Source organism: Streptococcus sp. SP8 (assembly GCF_030440045.1).
Taxonomy (GTDB): Bacteria; Bacillota; Bacilli; order Lactobacillales; family Streptococcaceae; genus Streptococcus; species Streptococcus parasanguinis_I.
Genome location: NZ_JAQFJL010000011.1, coordinates 1 through 16651, shown reverse-complemented (window position 1 = coordinate 16651; position 16651 = coordinate 1). Strand labels below are relative to the sequence as shown.

Below are 16651 nucleotides of genomic sequence, written 5' to 3'. Positions count from 1 at the left end.
CGATTTCACTTCTCCTTCCAGGTAATTCCTTCATGGTGTAAGAGCCAGCGTTTGCGATCGAGTCCAGACGCGTAGCCCGTCAGTTGTCCATCTTTTCCCATCACACGGTGGCAAGGGACTAAGATCGTCAAGGGATTGCGTCCGACAGCCTGTCCCACGGCCTGGGCTGAACCACAAGAAAGATCCTGGGCCAGCTGGCCATAGGTCTTGGTCTCACCATATGGGATCTCTCGCAATAACTGCCACACACGCTCTTGGAAGGCTGTTCCTTGCGGTGCTAGTGGAAAACTGATAGCGATTGGATCCCCCGCAAAATAGTGGTCCAACCACTCCATTACCTTCTCATGGTAGGGATGGACCTGCTCCAGCGCCCCATAGGAATCAGGCGCCTCCTCTTTCGGATCATAAAAATCAAGCTCTACAAGGCCTTCTTCACTGACAATGATCGAAAGAAGCCCCATAGGGCTTTCATAAAATTGTTTAAGATAGAGAGTCATTGTAGGCTGCTTCTGCTCTTTGGTCCCAGCGGTCTTCTTCTGAGACCACTTGGAATAGACTAGTTTCTGCTTTTCGTTTGATCTTTTGATAAGCCATACGGACTCCATCAATAGGGACCTTTCCACAATAATGGTAGCCCAATTTTTCAAGCAAATGTTGCATGACCAGATTATCTGGGTGCGTATCGCAACGGAAATCCGGTCCTTTTTCCCCTTCGATTAAACCTTGAAGGAAGGTCTGAGCTACCCCTTTGCCAGCAGCTTCTTTGGCTACAGCGACACGGTGAAAAGTGATATACATATAGTTGTCATGCTCCCACTTGCCATCGTAAATCTCATTATAGGCCGCTTCATTTCCCTTGTGGACAGCTGCATAGGCTACGACCTCTTGGTCTTCAACGGCCACATAGCCACGACTTTCTAGAATATCCTCAAAAATGATCTCTTCATCTGGATAGCCATCCTGCCACTGGTCGACCTGTCTTTGAGCCAGGCTTTCCTTGGCATCTTGGATGATTTCCATAATTCGCTTAATCTCGTTGGGATAAGCCATTCTAATTTCCATCCTGCTTCCAACCTTTCCTACTCTTGATGGTAACGAGCATAGAGCTCACTCTTTTGCAAGCCGTATTGTTTGGCGACCTGTTTAATTGCTTGATTCTTCTTCATCCCCTCTTGGACCAAGGTATCGATCTCTTGGATCAAGTCGACCTCTTCTAGGTCTAGCTCTTCTTCCTTGGCTCCTTCGACGATCAAGAGACACTCCCCTTTGAGAGGATTTTCTTCAAGAAATGCGACTAACTCAGAAATACTGCCGCGAGTATATTCCTCGTAGATCTTTGTCAATTCACGAACCAATACGACAGGACGATCCCCATAGACAGCCAACATATTCTCTAAGGTCGCCTTCACCCGATGGGGCGACTCATAAAAGATCTGAGTCTCAGGGTAGGCCACTTTTTCTTGGAAAAAGGCCTTTTGTTGCCCCTCTTTGCGAGGCAGAAATCCATAAAAAATATGAGGTTGAGGGGCTAGGCCACTGGCAATCAAACCCGTTATACCTGCACTAGGACCAGGCACAGCTACGACAGGAATCTCGCGTTCAATCGCTGCCTTGACCAAATCATGACCAGGGTCAGAAATACTAGGGAGTCCTGCATCTGAGACTTGCGCTAAGTCTTTTCCAGATTCTAAATGGGCGATCAGATCTGGAATTTTCTCCATGGCATTGTGCTCATGAAAGCTGGTCTGGGGTGTCGCAATCTCAAAATGCTTGAGCAAGAGGCCTGTATTTCTAGTATCCTCAGCTGCGATCAAGTCCACATCCTTTAGGGTCTGGACCATGCGGTAACTCATATCCTCCCGGTTACCGATCGGTGTTGGGACCAAGTAAAGCACCCCAGTTTTCTTTTCCCCTTTAAAACTTCGTTGGATCTGCATGCTTACTCCCTAAATAACAACTCGTCACAAAACATACACTCTTCATCGTTCTCACGGCGTTGACCATAGGAATAAGTGCAGATATGAAAACCATCGTTGTAAATACGTTGCAAATTTTCACGACCATGGTGTTGTGACTTTGCGGATGAAGTCTTCTCCACTTCCCCCAAACGCTCTCTCAATTTATCATTTTCTAAGCGAAGAGCTGTATTTTCTTCGATGACTTGTTTCAAATTTTTCTTGATGGCTTCGACTTCAGCCAAGGTGACCAACAAATTCTGAGAAAAGCCGTCTAAAGCATCAAATAATTCTTTTTTATTCATTCTGACTCCTTAACTTTCTAAGCTCAAAACCATATATTCTAGAGCATTTTGAAAAGAAACATTGGCCTTCCACATCCTGCGAGCAAGACTCAATTTCTCAAGCAACTGCTGGGAGCGACTCAAGCACAACTGCTCTTCTAAAGCCAACTCCATCAAACGAAAGGCCTGGCTTTGTTTTTCCTTATCATCTGCTAGGCTCACTAAGCGGGTCACTTCCAAATAAGCACGATTTAAATTGGATTGACAACGTTCGATGAATTGATCACAAATTTTGGCCAGTTCAAAAAAAGTGGCATTCCTTTTTTGCTGCTCTGCTTCTTCGAGACTAAAACTAAAACGAGCTACTAAATTTGCCTGTGATTTGATCAAGCCTTCTTTTTCTAGCAGTTCGGTTAGGTAGGCTTGCTTTTTAGGAAAATGGACCTGCTGGGCCCGACTCTTGATGGTCGGTAAGATCAAGTTTTCATCGGAAGTCAACAAGAAGAGATAGATCTCACTCTGGGGCTCCTCCATGACTTTTAAGAGAGAATTGGCCGCATTGGTATGCATCTTATCCGCATCTTGGACGATAAAGACCTGCCGACTTCCTTCAAATCCTGATTGAGAAAAGTCTTGAACGAGCGAGCGAATGCGGTCAGTCTTAATGATTTGGTTGACTGGACGCACGATCTTTACGTCTGAGAATTCTTCTTCTTCAATCAAGCGGCAGGAACGGCATTTGCCACAAGGCCAGACTCCCTGCAAATCTTCGCAAAATTGACTTTGAGCTAGCAAGAGGGCCATCTCAAAACTGGCAAAAGAACCCGTAAAGAGATAAGCATGACTGAGCTGTTTGTGTTCCAAGATCTGGGTGAAGCGCTCCACCAATTCTGGCTGGAGCTGTTGGATCTCTTCTAGCTTCATTTCAATATCCCCAAGCGATTTTCTAAAACAGCCAAGACATCCGCAAAGACTGCTTCAAAGGATTGACTGGCATCGATTTTCACAATGCGCTCTGGTTCCTTTTCATACAAGGCCAAATAACCTTGTCTGACTTTTTGGTGAAGCTCCAATCCTTCCAAATCTAAACGATTGACTTCCCGCTCTTGGTTTTTGGCAATTCGAGCGAGCCCTTCTTCGACATCCAGATCAAAGTAAAGGGTGAGGTCTGGTTTAAGACCATCTGTCGCGAATTGATTGAGCCACTCGATATCTTCCACACTCAGACCGCGACCATACCCTTGATAAGCGACCGAGCTGTCAATAAAGCGGTCCATCAAGACAACCTTCCCAGCTGCAAGGGCTGGCAGGACACGTTCCACCAAATGCTGCCGGCGACTAGCAATATAGAGCAACAACTCGGTCTTGGCATCCATACTAGTATGGTCTGGATCCAAAATGACTTGGCGGATCTTTTCGGCAATGTCGACACCACCTGGTTCACGGGTTGTAATAAAAGGAATTCCTTTTTCTTCAAGTAGAGGCAAAATGGCTTCTAGGACCGATGATTTTCCCGCTCCTTCTGGACCTTCAAATGAAATTAATGTACCGTTTACCATAGTATCCTCTTTCTAGTTTTCTTCTTTTTATTTTACCAAAAATAAGGGTAAAAATCTTGTATTTTAGGAGAGAAAATTTTTCAAAGTCATTTTCATTTTTTCACTTTTTTGTTACAATGTTCTTATAAAGTTTTAGGAGACAACCTATCATGTTTAAATTTAAAGATATTCTGGCTATCATCTTGGGGGCCGGCATTTTTTCATTTGGGATCTATTTTTTGGTCATTCCCTTTCACTTCTATGAAGGAGGAGCGACAGGGATTACCTTGATCACCTATTACCTCTTAAAAGTCCCCGTATCCCTGATGAACTTGCTGATCAATATCCCTCTCTTCGTTCTGGCTTGGAAACTGCTGGGCAAAAAATCTCTTTATCTGAGCTTACTTGGGACTTTCTCGGTTTCGGCTTGGATGGCGATTTTTGAAGCCATGCCCCTCAGCCACCACTACCATCACTTTATCTTTACAGCCTTTAAAGGAGATATTCTGCTTGCCTGTATCGCCTCAGGGGTTGTGCTTGGTTTGGGGCTAGGGATCATCTTCAATGCTGGTGGAACTACTGGAGGAACAGATATCCTCGCTCGCATCTTTAACAAATACACTTCCCTCAGTATGGGAAAACTCATGTTGATTGTAGATGCCATTGTTCTGATAACTGTTGTCGTTGTCTTCCAAGATGTCCGTACGGCTATGTATACCCTCTTCTTTATCCTGATTGACACCCTTGTGATCGACTTGATTGGAGAAGGTGGTTTTGCTGGAAAAGGCTTCCTTATCGTCACATCTAAACCAGAAGAAATTGCCCAAAAGGTATCTGACGACCTGGGTCGCGGGATTACCTTTATCCGCGGGATGGGCTATTACAGCCGTAAGGACCTGGATATTGTCTACTGTGTCGTTTCGCGGAATGAGATGAAACAAATGAAAGACATCATCAATCAGATTGATCCATTCGCCTTCATCACCATTTCTGAAGCCCATGAAATTCTCGGCGAAGGCTTTACTTTAGATAAAGAAAAACAACCCATTAATCGTTAATACAAAAATCAGACTGGATTGTCATCCAGCCTGATTTTTTATTAAATTACTTTTGCGGTTGTTCGAGTGATTTCATCGACTTTCAAACCGTTGGCTTCAAATTTACTACGGATTCCTTCTAGATCTGTCACCCCATCAATTTGGACTTCGATAACCACACGATCGTCTTTGGTTGGGATATTGACTGTATTGGCGATGTTATACCCTTCTTCTACAATCAAGTGAATGATTTGTTCGAGAACGCCAACCTTATCTTCAGTCACAAAGCGAACACGAACTCCTTCTTCTCCATAACCGGATACTTCAAGGAAGGCACGGAAAATATCACGGTCTGTGATGACACCGGATACTTGGTCATTGTCCACGACTGGAAGAATTCCCACCTTGTTCTTATACATGAGGTAGGTCGCATCTTCTAAGCTCGCAAATTTAGAGACGGTAATGACATCACGAAGCATGACATCTTTAACCTTAGTCTTGTTCAAGAGATAGTTCATCTCGAAAATAGACAAGCTTGTAGCTTTAGATGGACTTGCTTCTGCAATCGTACCTTCTGTCACCAAACCAACCAATTTATCATTTTCAATGACTGGCAAACGGTGCAAACCTTGTTCGCGCATCAAATCTGCCGCGTGGGCAATTGTAGTATCTGGACTAATGTAAACCACTTTATGTGTCATAAAATCTTTAACAGCCATAACAAGTTCTCCTATGCTTTTATTAGTTTTATTATACTTGATTTTAAGAATGATTTCAAACGCTTTCAGCAGTTTTCTCTTGTTTTCAAAATTTAGAAAAATCAAACACACGTACCTTTTTATGCAACATTTAATCTTGTAAACTAATCATAGTCACTAGCAACCGATTTATTAGAAAATAAGGAAAGTACAAATACCACAATGGATAATAATAAGAATATACCCCAGGCAAACTGAGAGCTCCACATAGATAAACTTGTAAATAAAATGGTTGCTATTGGCATTGATAATACTGATATAACCTTAAAAAAACTACTAGTTTGTGCAAGAATATCCGGTGGAAGTTTTGCCATTAAGAGACTATTTAATTTGGGATTTACCTTACTACTAAGATACATCATGAATGCCAACACACTAAAGGAAATAATTTCCAAACCATTTATCCAACCACATATTCCTATTACTATTAATAATCCACTATCTATTTGAAGTATTTTAATAAGTGAAAGTTTAGAAAAATAATCATTAGGGGTCATTCCACCAATTAGGGCTGAAACAAATAATATTGTTTGAAGTAAAAACACCGACTGAGCAAAAGATAAACCAAAAGGAGTTATTTCTGTAAATTTCAAATTGTACATTATTAAAATAGCACTGCCTAGCGAATTTAATCCTAAAATTGAAAAAATCATTAGACCAAAACGTACTTTCTCTTGATATTTAAATATACTTTTACTATTTTTGTAAAGGTTCTTAAGTTGTGAGATAAACCCATTTTCTGGTGAATAATTAACTTCTGGATGTGTCAATTGTCTTTGGATTTTGAGCAATACCATCGATGATAATAAGAAACTAATAGCATTTATCGTAGCTAAAAAGAAGAAATTATTATGAGAAATCGTTAGTAACCAAACTCCCAAAGTTTGACCAGAAATCAAAGTTATTTGACTAATTACTTGATCAAAAGAGTACGCTTCCATCAGGTCTTCTTCGGGAATGTGTGACTGAAACATAGGTAATACTAGGCCTCTTCTGTACTCTGCAATACAATCTGATAGGATGTTTATGAAACATACAATCGAGAAAACTAGCCATGAATTTTCTTTCGATAAGAACGCAACCATAATAAATAATACTGCTTGTATATATCCTAATAATAGCAACCACAATTTCTTATTCTTTGTTTTATCAGCCTGCATTGCAATAAAAAGAGAACAAATCGTTGGAATATATTGTATAAAACTTGCTACACCAACCGCCAATTTACTATTCGCCATACTTGCTGCAAATACTACAAAAACAAGATTATAAATAGTTGATCCTAAATCATCGAAGAAACTAGACAAGACCAGATTCCTAAAAAAAATATTTCTTAAAAAAACTTTCATCTGCTATACCTTTCTAGTAGAAACTTGATAGACATAACTTCATTCAAATAAAAAATATTTTTAAGTTTTTCAGAATTACTTTTTCTTTTATATGAATTAACGAAATATCGAAGTATTTAATTGTTATATCTAAATATAGTTTACTACTAAATTTTAAATATTTAACAGAGTTTCAAATATGAAATATCCTGTCTCATACATCTGATCTTTTGCCTAATTTATATGTATCCCAAACTGGTCCAATTTTACCTCTAAAATATTAATCAGTTGACTATGAATGAAACCAGATAAGGAGAAAACGTAAATTGTGTTAATGATAGCAGACATGATTATGGAGTGAATATCTTATTTGGAGGAAAAACAAATGGTACAATCAATCTTTGAGGAAATGGGCGGCAGATACGAACGGCAAGGCGAATACATTTTACCCTGCCTTACCATACCACCCGAAAAGGAACAGCCGATAGACTTATTCGGACGGCGGCACTTGGACTATCTGCGGGAGTACCGCAAAATTACATACACCAATCTTCTCACAAGCGGCAGGCTCAATGCTTACCTTGCCGACATTGACAGACAGGCACAGGAACGCTTTGAACGGCTCATAGAGGGCATGAAACAAGCACAGGGCATAACAGAACAGTTAAAGGCAGAAAACGCCTTAAAATGGACTGGAAGAATGAATAACATAAGGGCTTGTGCGAGGGAGATTGTGGAAAAGGAAATTATTTTTGCATAAACAGATGATTAGTGGCAGGGGGAAATCCTGCCGCTTTTTCTGCTTTAGTTTGTCAGCTTGACAAATAAAGGGTTAAGGAATATAATTAGATTCAGTATTATACAAGGAGTTAATAAATATGCGGCAAGGTATTCTTAAATAAACTGTCAATTTGATAGTGGGAACAAAAAGTAGCAGTCCCGTTTCACTTTTAATATGGGGCTTAGTTTTTTGTACCCAGTTTAAGAATACTTTTATCATGTAATTTTATATGCCCGAAAACATATAAGTGTTTTGGGGCTATTGGAGTTATTTACCCAGTGATAGGAGTATTTATCACTGGGTATTTTTATGCCCTTTTTTGGGTGTTGATAGGAGGAAAATCACATGAAAATAATTAACTTAGGCATTCTGGCTCACGTTGACGCAGGAAAGACAACATTAACGGAGAGTTTATTGTATACCAGTGGTGCAATTGCAGAACCAGGGAGCGTAGATAAAGGCACAACAAGGACAGATACAATGAATTTGGAGCGTCAAAGGGGAATCACTATCCAGACAGCAGTGACATCTTTTCAGTGGGAGGATGTAAAAGTCAACATTATAGATACGCCAGGCCATATGGATTTTTTGGCGGAAGTATACCGTTCTTTATCCGTATTAGACGGAGCAGTATTATTAGTTTCTGCAAAGGATGGCATACAGGCACAGACCCGTATACTGTTTCATGCACTACAGACAATGAAGATTCCGACAATTTTTTTCATCAATAAAATTGACCAAGAGGGGATTGATTTGCCAATGGTATATCAAGAAATGAAAGCAAAGCTTTCTTCGGAAATTATAGTGAAGCAAAAGGTTGGGCAGCATCCCCATATAAATGTAACGGACAATGACGATATGGAACAGTGGGATGCGGTAATTATGGGAAACGATGAACTATTAGAGAAATATATGTCAGGGAAACCGTTTAAAATGTCAGAACTGGAACAGGAAGAAAACAGGAGATTCCAAAACGGAACGTTATTTCCCGTTTATCACGGAAGTGCTAAAAACAATCTGGGGATTCGGCAGCTTATAGAAGTGATTGCCAGTAAGTTTTATTCATCAACGCCTGAAGGTCAATCTGAACTATGCGGGCAGGTTTTTAAGATTGAATATTCAGAGAAAAGGCGGCGTTTTGTTTATGTGCGTATATATAGCGGAACATTGCATTTGAGGGATGTTATTAAAATATCTGAAAAAGAGAAAATAAAAATCACAGAGATGTGTGTTCCGACAAACGGTGAATTATATTCATCCGATACAGCCTGCTCTGGTGATATTGTAATTTTACCAAATGATGTTTTGCAGCTAAACAGTATTTTGGGGAACGAAATGCTGTTGCCGCAGAGAGCATTTATTGAAAATCCTCTCCCTATGCTCCAAACAACGATTGCAGTAAAGAAATCTGAACAGCGGGAAATATTGCTTGGGGCACTTACAGAAATTTCAGATGGCGACCCTCTTTTAAAATATTATGTGGATACTACAACGCATGAGATTATACTTTCTTTTTTGGGGAATGTGCAGATGGAAGTCATTTGTGCCATCCTTGAGGAAAAATACCATGTGGAGGCAGAAATAAAAGAGCCTACTGTTATATATATGGAAAGACCGCTTAGAAAAGCAGAATATACCATCCACATAGAAGTCCCGCCAAATCCTTTCTGGGCTTCTGTCGGGTTGTCCATAGAGCCGCTCCCTATTGGAAGCGGAGTGCAGTATGAAAGCAGAGTTTCACTTGGATATTTAAACCAATCGTTCCAAAATGCGGTTATGGAGGGGGTTCTTTATGGCTGCGAGCAGGGGCTGTATGGATGGAAAGTGACAGACTGTAAAATCTGTTTTGAATATGGATTGTATTATAGTCCTGTAAGTACCCCCGCAGACTTTCGGCTGCTTTCCCCTATCGTATTGGAGCAGGCTTTAAAAAAAGCAGGGACAGAACTATTAGAGCCATATCTCCACTTTGAAATTTATGCACCGCAGGAATATCTCTCACGGGCGTATCATGATGCCCCAAGGTATTGTGCAGATATTGTAAGTACTCAGGTAAAGAATGACGAGGTCATTCTGAAAGGAGAAATCCCTGCCAGATGTATTCAAGAATACAGGAACGATTTAACTTATTTCACAAATGGGCAGGGAGTCTGCTTGACAGAGTTAAAAGGATACCAGCCAGCTATTGGTAAATTTATTTGCCAACCCCGCCGCCCGAATAGCCGTATAGATAAGGTTCGGCATATGTTCCACAAGTTAGCTTAACAGCTTGCAAAAGTCATATAAAATGAGATTTGAAAGGATTAGAGACTAATTATGATGAAATGCGAATGGATATTGTGTCCTGTTTGTGGGAGCAAAACCCGTAATAAAATTAGGAAGGACACTGTTTTGGAGAATTATCCCCTTTATTGTCCAAAATGCAGACAAGAAAGCTTGATTAAAGTTGACAACTTGAAGATAACTGTCATCAAAGAGCCAGACGCTTAAGACGCAGAGCCGATGAAATTGTGGAACAATTCACGAATCATCGGCTCTTTTTGTTTCGTATTTGAAAGAACAAACTCACCAAATAAAAAAAACGATATTCGGGTGGGTTATTTTGTTATACCCTAAATTACCCTCTGAATTTGTTTTTAAATTTGGAGGGATTTTTTTATGTTCTTTTTTCGGGCGGTTATTCATCTGCTTATATAAAGCAAAGTTTATCTATACATAGCATATCAGGGACTGGCAGGAAGCCAGTTAAAAAAATCCCTGCCAGTGCAACGGTACTTCTCACCATGAAGGTAGAAGTACAATCTCCATACAACAGAATTAGTATTTCCCATAACCGTAGAGGTCACAGAGCCTTTGCGGTTTTTCTTTTGTCGTTTTTTATCGGAATACGCCGCAGGGCTGTTACTTGTTTTGGGTGTCGTTCCCCGCCTCTCCATCTGGATTTTTACATTTCATCGCAGGCTAAAGCCTGCTCAATTCAGATTGATTGGAGGAAAAAAGAATGGCATATAACAACGGACGTGAGGACAGGAAGTGGCGTATCTGGAAAGAAGCCGAGGAAAAAGTGTTGCGGGAACATGGAGTTGATGAAACTACCATTGAACAAATCCGTATAGACGACAGGGCAGACTTTAATTCCAACAGGCGGTTTTACCATTGGACAAGCGATTTCGGGGAATACCTTGAGGGAATGGCAGACAAAGAGCAATCATCCGAGATAAAGACCGTTACGGATTTATTAGATGAAATCGAGGATGAAAATCTGTATCAGGCATTGCTTACGGTGGACAGGCGTACTCTGCAAATCGTTCTGCTGAAAATGCAGGGCTATTCCACAAAAGAGATTGCCCCGCTTGTGCATTTAACGACGGGTGCTATCTATGCACGGTTAGACCATCTCAGAAAAAAGTTGCAGAAGATTTTATAGGCATCTAATACAGCACGCTTTCTTATGGGCTATTGGGTGGGGGATAAAATTCTCCCGCCCAATTTTAGAATAAGTGAATAAAATCCCTGTCCATAGGGAATACTAAAAAGTTTGTGCAAAATCTTGACAGCCATATTGCCGCTATGGTATTCTAAAATACTAATGGGGAAATTGGAAGATTGAAAATTAAATAAGTACATAGATATAAAATTGAAATGTTGGTCAATCGACAAGGCTGACATGGGTTTTGAATTTCAAAGCCGCTACATAACATTGCGAATCAGATTGAGAGGGAATCCTCTTGTCGTTCGTGGTGTGGTGCAGCGGCTTTTTCATTTATCCAAAAGTCAAAGGTAATCAAATCCAGAACGGAGGTGGAAGCACATAGGATTTTCTTTTCGGAGGGTAAGGGCAGGTATAAAGAATGTCGCTGCACAGAAAAGTTGCCCTGCGGAGATGTCCGCAGGGATAGCGAGCATCGGATTGTGTCAGCCACAATCCCAATCCACAGCCTAAAGGCGTGTGTACTAACTTAGGGGACAGGTCTACGCTCCGCTTCGGTCGGCGCTAAGCGGACGTCCACTGGACGTCCAGCGCCCCTAGCTACCCCGATAAAAGAAAAAATAAGACTGGAGGATTAAGAAAAATGAGTAGAGAAAAATCAGAAAAAGTATGCATTACTTTTAGATTGAGCGAAGAAGAACATGAAAAATTAAAGCAGTATTCATCCGCCTGCGGTCTGTCCGCAGCAGAATTTATGCGTCAGTTATGCAGGGGAAATGCCCCACAGCCAATGCCGCAAACCGAGTTTTGGGAACTGCTAGGCAAGCTCTATGAAGTGCATGATGCTTTCAGAAAATGCGTCCCTTTCTATCCTGCCGCCGCTGAAATCTGTAAGGAGATTGAGCAGTTAGTGATGGATTTGCAGCAGAGATTTACTATGCCACAACCGTTTGATATGGAAAAATATGCAGGGAAAGGGGTAGTCTGATATGGCGGCAACGAGCCTCTGGCACATCGAAGGACGGTTGAAAGACCTGATTTCTTATGTGGAAAATCCAGAAAAGACCGTGCCGAATAAGGAGATGCAGGACTTCTTTGACGTGTTCTCCTATGTGAAAAATCCAGAGAAAACGGACAATGGAGAGTTTGTTTCCGCCATCAACTGTTTAAAAGAAACAGCGTTACAGCAGATGATTCTGACGAAAAAGCAGTACCAGAAGACAGGCGGGTATATCGCTTGGCACGGCTACCAGAGCTTCAAGCCAGACGAGGTAACGCCCGAACAATGCCACGAAATCGGCTTGAAACTGGCAAGGGAGATGTGGGGCGACAAGTACCAGATAATCGTTGCCACCCACCTTGACAGGGGGCATCTCCACAACCACTTCTGCTTCAACTCCGTTTCCTATCTGGATGGGAGCAAATATAATTACTCAAAATCGGAGCAGAAACGGCTAAGGGAAACGTCAGACCGCTTGTGCAGAGAGTACGGATTATCGGTGATTGAGAACCCGAAGAAAGCCCCTTCAAGACCGCTGTATCTGGATGAAAAGAGCGGCAAGCCGACACGCTACAACGTCTATCTGGAAGATTTGGCGGAGGCAATCAGCGGCAGTCGGGATATTCCGCACATGATGAGATACCTTACCGACAAAGGCTACGAGGTTGATTTTTCGGGCGGGCATTGGAAGATGAAGCTGCCGCAGTATAAGCATTTTACAAGATTAGATACGCTTGATGAACGCTTAACGCCCGATTTTATCCGCTCACATTTAGGCACAAGGGCAAGGTACGGGAACTATAAAGCGAGGATTTCCTACTCTCCCCATATGCCAGAGGAATATAAAAAGGCTTGGAAACCGCACCAGAAAACCACGGGAATCTTAGCGTTGTATTATTACTGGTGCTATCAGTTGGGGATATTCCCGAAAGGCACGGACTACAAGCCGACAAGCCCGCTGATGAAAGAGGAGCTTCGGAAACTGGACGAGATTACCGCACAGGTACGCTATATGTCAGAGCATGACATCTCCACCCTCTCCGATTTGCACGCCGACAGGGAGAAAAACCAGACGGAAATGGACATGCTTACCGACTATCGGCGGCACTTGCAGAATAAGATACGGCGTGCTTCACCCGCCGAGAAAGAAACGCTCCGAGAAGAAAAAAACGGAGTGACGGAGCAGATAACAGAACTGCGAAAGCGGCTGAAATATGCGGATGGAATTGAAAAACGCTCTGCCCACATTGATGATTGTTTAAACCAAATCCACGATACGGCTGAAAAACAGCGTTCAAACCAGAACGGGAGGGCAGGCAAAACAGACCGCAGGAGGGAGGAATCATTGCGATGAGCAGAAAGTCCGAAGAAGAAATACAGGCAATCATGGAGGAATACAGGGACGCCCCTATGGTAAATCCCGATAAAGTATATCCCCCTCTGCCGCCCGTCCAAAACGTCACTCCCCTTGTCCGTGTTCCAGAGCAGATGAGCTTTACCGAGAAAATCGGCGGCACGGAATACACCGTCGACGCCCATTTCCGAAAGGACGGGCGGGATTTGCTTTCCAAGCTTACGGATATTTTTATGCGTGGCATGCAGGGATATGAATGTTATAATGACGGGGATTGGAGTGGCGATGACGGAGCATAGCAGACCGCAGAAGAATTACCGCTTTAAAGCGTTGAAGTTTGAGGACAGGTATGGTACACTGTACCTACACTTCACAATACCGTGTCTGCTGTCGGAAAGGAGAACCTTATGAAAAGACAGCAGGAAAAATTTACCGCCTTGTACTGCCGTTTAAGCCAGGACGACGGACGGGAAGGCGAGAGCAACAGCATTGTAAACCAGAAAGAATATCTGATGAAGTACGCAAAGGAACACGGTTTCCCTAACCCGAAATTCTATGTGGACGACGGCTATACGGGTACGAATTTTGACCGCCCAAGCTTTAAGGAAATGTCGGCGGATATTGAAAAAGGGCTTGTAAAGACAGTCATTGTCAAAGATTTGTCACGCTTCGGCAGGAATTATATTGAGGTCGGCTCTTACTCCGAAATCATCTATCCCGAAGCGGGCGTGAGGTTCATCGCCATCATGGACAACGTGGACACTGGCAGCCTTGAGAGCAATGAATTTGCCGCCTTTACCAACCTTTTTAACGAATGGTATCCCAAAAGCACGAGCAAAAAGGTAAAGGAAGTTAAGAAAGCGAAGGGGCTTGCAGGCGAACATCTGGGTGCGCCGCCTTATGGATATTTACGGAATCCAGATGACAAGACCCGATGGCTTGTGGACGGGGAAGCGGCGGCAGTCGTCCGCAGGATATTCTCCCTCTGCATGCAGGGAAAGGGCGTGTCTGCCATAGCCACAACCCTCTGGAAAGACAGGACGCTTACCCCGTCAGCCTACAAAGCGTCAAAGGGAATCGGCGTTGCAAAAGTGTCGGAAGACCCGTATTGCTGGGAAACATCTGCCGTAGCCGCCATTCTGGAAAACGTAGCATATATCGGCATAACGGAAAGCTTCAAATCCACAAGGCTTGGCTTTAAGAGCAAAAAACGCATCCCCACCGCAAAGGACAGGCGGGCGTATATCGAAAATGCCCATGCCCCCATCATTGACAGGGATATATGGGAAAAGGTACAGATAATACGGGAAAACAAACGCAGACCGAACAAAAGCGGGATTACGAGCATGTTTTCTGGACTGCTCTATTGTGCCGACTGCGGGGCAAAGTTAAGCCTTGCCACTGCCAACGGATACGCCCATTTCCGCTGTTCGCAGTACAAACGGACGAGCCGCACGCAGAACTGCACGCAGCATTATATCCGAGAGGACGCATTAAACCAGTTGGTTTTGAAACAGCTTCAGCATTTCCTGTCCTATTTACAGCAGTTTGAGCGGGTATTTATCCGACGGCAGATAGACACCACCCTTGCGGAACGCCGATACGAACTGTCCGCAAAGCAGAAACAGATAGAAAAAGACGAAAAGCGGATGGATGAGCTTGACCGCCTGTTCCGCAAAATCTACGAGGACAATGTCAGCGGAAAACTGAATGACGAACGCTTTTACAAGCTGTCAGACGGATATGAAGCGGAGCAGGGACAGTTAAAGCGTGAAATCGAAGCGTTGACCGCAGAGGTCAGCCAAGCCGATATGGAAGTGACCAATGTAGCAAAGCTGATAGCCGTCACGAAGAAATATACCCGCATTGACGAACTCACGCCCGAAATCCTAAACGCATTTGTGGATAAAATCGTAATCCATGAGCGTGAGAAAAAGGACGGGAAACGGACACAGCAAATCGACATTTACTATTCCTATGTCGGGATTGTGGATATTCCCACAGACGAGGAAATGCGGGAAATGGAGCGGGAATATATGCGGCGTACTACACGTCAAACCGCCTGAATAAAGGCGAAAGCAGGAGTAAATCTGTACTCCTGCCGATACATATCTATTTTTATCCCTATCTGGTTTAACTCATCACCAACAACTCGAAGAGACTCTATAAATTGTTTAATTTCCTTTTTAGAATTTTTTGACTTTAAGTAACCATTTACTAATTTTAAAAATTTTAACAACATGATTTCTAGCATATCATATGGGAAAAAAAGCTTTTCTAGCTCGAGTATAAACAATGGAACTTGAGTATCAATTTTTCTTAAAATCAATTCGCCAATTAAATTTATGTACGTTAATTTTAAAGAACTTAAATTGTGTTTAAGAAAATTATAATCTTTAGTCCTTTCCGCAAGCTGATCTCCAAAAAATAATAAATCTTCATCAGAAATTAAAGTCATGGTATTCCCAAATACATATAATTCAAACCATGTCCAAGATTCGATTGAAAATAGATAATCTACCAACACTTTTCTATCTTCTATATTTCTTTCATAGTTTTGATCTAATGAATGTATCGCATTTTCAATAATGAATGACTGAATTCTTTGATATCGATCCGTCTCTTCACTCTGTAATACTTCGGTTAATAGATACTCTAATCCTTTAATATCCTGTTTCAAAAATAAAGTGGATATCTTCTTACCTAAAATAATATCTTTAGGTAATTCATAATTATTTAATTTATGGCCAAACTCTTCAAAAGTCATGTGGATTGATTCTATCGCTATTAATAATTTATCAGCACTTAACATCGTTTGCCCATTTTCAAATTTAGACAATTGTGCTATGCTTAACCCTTTCCTAGCAACATCCTTTTGTTTTAAGCCTCTGGCAATTCTCAGTTCCTTATATAATTCACCCAATTGAATTTTTCGATCTATATGCATAACTTATAATCCATTTCAATCATTAGTAATTACGTTTATTTTACCATATTAATAAAGGAAATTATATATTTTAAATTATTTTACTAAGAAAAAATCTTAGCCAGTAAAAATGAAAAAAGAGAGTGGGACAGAAATCGGTAATTCGTTAGAATTCGATTTCGTCGTCCCACCTCCGCACAGTTGAGTAGGGCTGTAAAAGCTGATGAAATCAGCGTAGTAGAGCCCACTCAACCACTGCG

General features: G+C 41.9%; 18 protein-coding genes. 9 read left to right on the top strand and 9 right to left on the bottom strand.

Going from position 1 to position 16651, the window contains the following annotated elements:
• Window positions 1-5: 5 nt before the first annotated feature.
• From PCY11_RS07770 to tmk, 6 genes are read right to left on the bottom strand one after another with little or no spacing between them, the layout of a single operon-like run.
• Window positions 6-497 carry a methylated-DNA--[protein]-cysteine S-methyltransferase gene (locus tag PCY11_RS07770; protein ID WP_070449312.1) on the bottom strand — a complete coding sequence of 164 codons (492 nt, stop codon included), beginning with the start codon at window positions 495-497 and terminating at the stop codon, window positions 6-8.
• Complete coding sequence (locus PCY11_RS07765) at window positions 481-1062, bottom strand: GNAT family N-acetyltransferase (protein ID WP_070449310.1); 582 nt, start codon at window positions 1060-1062, stop codon at window positions 481-483. Before PCY11_RS07765 ends, PCY11_RS07770 begins: the two co-directional genes overlap by 17 nt.
• 17 nt (window positions 1063-1079) lie before the next feature.
• Complete coding sequence (gene rsmI, locus PCY11_RS07760; protein WP_301362664.1) at window positions 1080-1937, bottom strand: 16S rRNA (cytidine(1402)-2'-O)-methyltransferase; 858 nt, start codon at window positions 1935-1937, stop codon at window positions 1080-1082.
• 2 nt (window positions 1938-1939) lie between these two features.
• Window positions 1940-2260: a DNA replication initiation control protein YabA gene (gene yabA / locus PCY11_RS07755; RefSeq protein ID WP_003005416.1), complete on the bottom strand. Its 321-nt coding sequence runs from the start codon at window positions 2258-2260 to the stop codon at window positions 1940-1942.
• A 9-nt stretch (window positions 2261-2269) separates the two neighbouring features.
• Window positions 2270-3163 carry a DNA polymerase III subunit delta' gene (locus PCY11_RS07750; protein WP_070466368.1) on the bottom strand — a complete coding sequence of 298 codons (894 nt, stop codon included), beginning with the start codon at window positions 3161-3163 and terminating at the stop codon, window positions 2270-2272.
• Entirely contained in the window at window positions 3160-3798 is a 639-nt protein-coding gene (gene tmk, locus PCY11_RS07745; protein ID WP_024055247.1) for a dTMP kinase, read from the bottom strand. Before tmk ends, PCY11_RS07750 begins: the two co-directional genes overlap by 4 nt.
• Before the next feature lie 149 nt (window positions 3799-3947).
• Here tmk and PCY11_RS07740 point away from each other — a divergent pair, with 149 nt between their 5' ends.
• Window positions 3948-4835 carry a YitT family protein gene (locus PCY11_RS07740; RefSeq protein WP_129824015.1) on the top strand — a complete coding sequence of 296 codons (888 nt, stop codon included), beginning with the start codon at window positions 3948-3950 and terminating at the stop codon, window positions 4833-4835.
• A gap of 41 nt (window positions 4836-4876) precedes the next feature.
• On the opposite strand, the gene PCY11_RS07735 is transcribed toward PCY11_RS07740, so the two are convergent.
• Window positions 4877-5533 carry a CBS domain-containing protein gene (locus PCY11_RS07735; protein ID WP_214259470.1) on the bottom strand — a complete coding sequence of 219 codons (657 nt, stop codon included), beginning with the start codon at window positions 5531-5533 and terminating at the stop codon, window positions 4877-4879.
• A 143-nt stretch (window positions 5534-5676) separates the two neighbouring features.
• Window positions 5677-6921: an MFS transporter permease gene (locus tag PCY11_RS07730; protein WP_214259471.1), complete on the bottom strand. Its 1245-nt coding sequence runs from the start codon at window positions 6919-6921 to the stop codon at window positions 5677-5679.
• Between the two features lie 364 nt (window positions 6922-7285).
• On the opposite strand from PCY11_RS07730, the gene PCY11_RS07725 reads away from it, so the two are divergent.
• The 8 genes from PCY11_RS07725 (at window position 7286) to PCY11_RS07690 (ending at window position 15531) form a co-directional block, all read left to right on the top strand.
• A complete protein-coding gene (locus PCY11_RS07725; RefSeq protein WP_054353813.1) occupies window positions 7286-7660 on the top strand; it encodes a TnpV protein in 375 nt (124 codons plus the stop codon).
• Between the two features lie 366 nt (window positions 7661-8026).
• The gene (gene tet(O) / locus PCY11_RS07720; RefSeq protein WP_155124703.1) at window positions 8027-9946 is read left to right on the top strand and encodes a tetracycline resistance ribosomal protection protein Tet(O); all 1920 of its coding nucleotides are present in this window, start codon (window positions 8027-8029) and stop codon (window positions 9944-9946) included.
• Window positions 9947-9997: 51 nt separating this feature from the next.
• Window positions 9998-10171, top strand: coding sequence for a cysteine-rich KTR domain-containing protein (locus tag PCY11_RS07715; RefSeq protein WP_011528024.1), 174 nt, complete (start codon window positions 9998-10000; stop codon window positions 10169-10171).
• Window positions 10172-10682: 511 nt separating this feature from the next.
• Window positions 10683-11108 (top strand): RNA polymerase subunit sigma-70, encoded by a 426-nt coding sequence (locus PCY11_RS07710; protein ID WP_071132115.1) that lies wholly within the window; start codon window positions 10683-10685, stop codon window positions 11106-11108.
• 646 nt (window positions 11109-11754) lie between these two features.
• Window positions 11755-12099 (top strand): hypothetical protein, encoded by a 345-nt coding sequence (locus tag PCY11_RS07705; RefSeq protein WP_071132116.1) that lies wholly within the window; start codon window positions 11755-11757, stop codon window positions 12097-12099.
• A gap of 1 nt (window position 12100) precedes the next feature.
• Window positions 12101-13465, top strand: coding sequence for a relaxase/mobilization nuclease domain-containing protein (locus tag PCY11_RS07700; RefSeq protein WP_071132117.1), 1365 nt, complete (start codon window positions 12101-12103; stop codon window positions 13463-13465).
• Window positions 13462-13764 carry a hypothetical protein gene (locus PCY11_RS07695; RefSeq protein ID WP_071132118.1) on the top strand — a complete coding sequence of 101 codons (303 nt, stop codon included), beginning with the start codon at window positions 13462-13464 and terminating at the stop codon, window positions 13762-13764. Before PCY11_RS07700 ends, PCY11_RS07695 begins: the two co-directional genes overlap by 4 nt.
• 108 nt (window positions 13765-13872) lie before the next feature.
• Window positions 13873-15531 carry a recombinase family protein gene (locus tag PCY11_RS07690; protein WP_071132119.1) on the top strand — a complete coding sequence of 553 codons (1659 nt, stop codon included), beginning with the start codon at window positions 13873-13875 and terminating at the stop codon, window positions 15529-15531.
• Here PCY11_RS07690 and PCY11_RS07685 read toward each other — a convergent pair.
• Complete coding sequence (locus PCY11_RS07685) at window positions 15519-16412, bottom strand: Rgg/GadR/MutR family transcriptional regulator (RefSeq protein WP_155124702.1); 894 nt, start codon at window positions 16410-16412, stop codon at window positions 15519-15521. The genes PCY11_RS07690 and PCY11_RS07685 overlap by 13 nt on opposite strands.
• Window positions 16413-16651 lie beyond the last annotated feature (239 nt).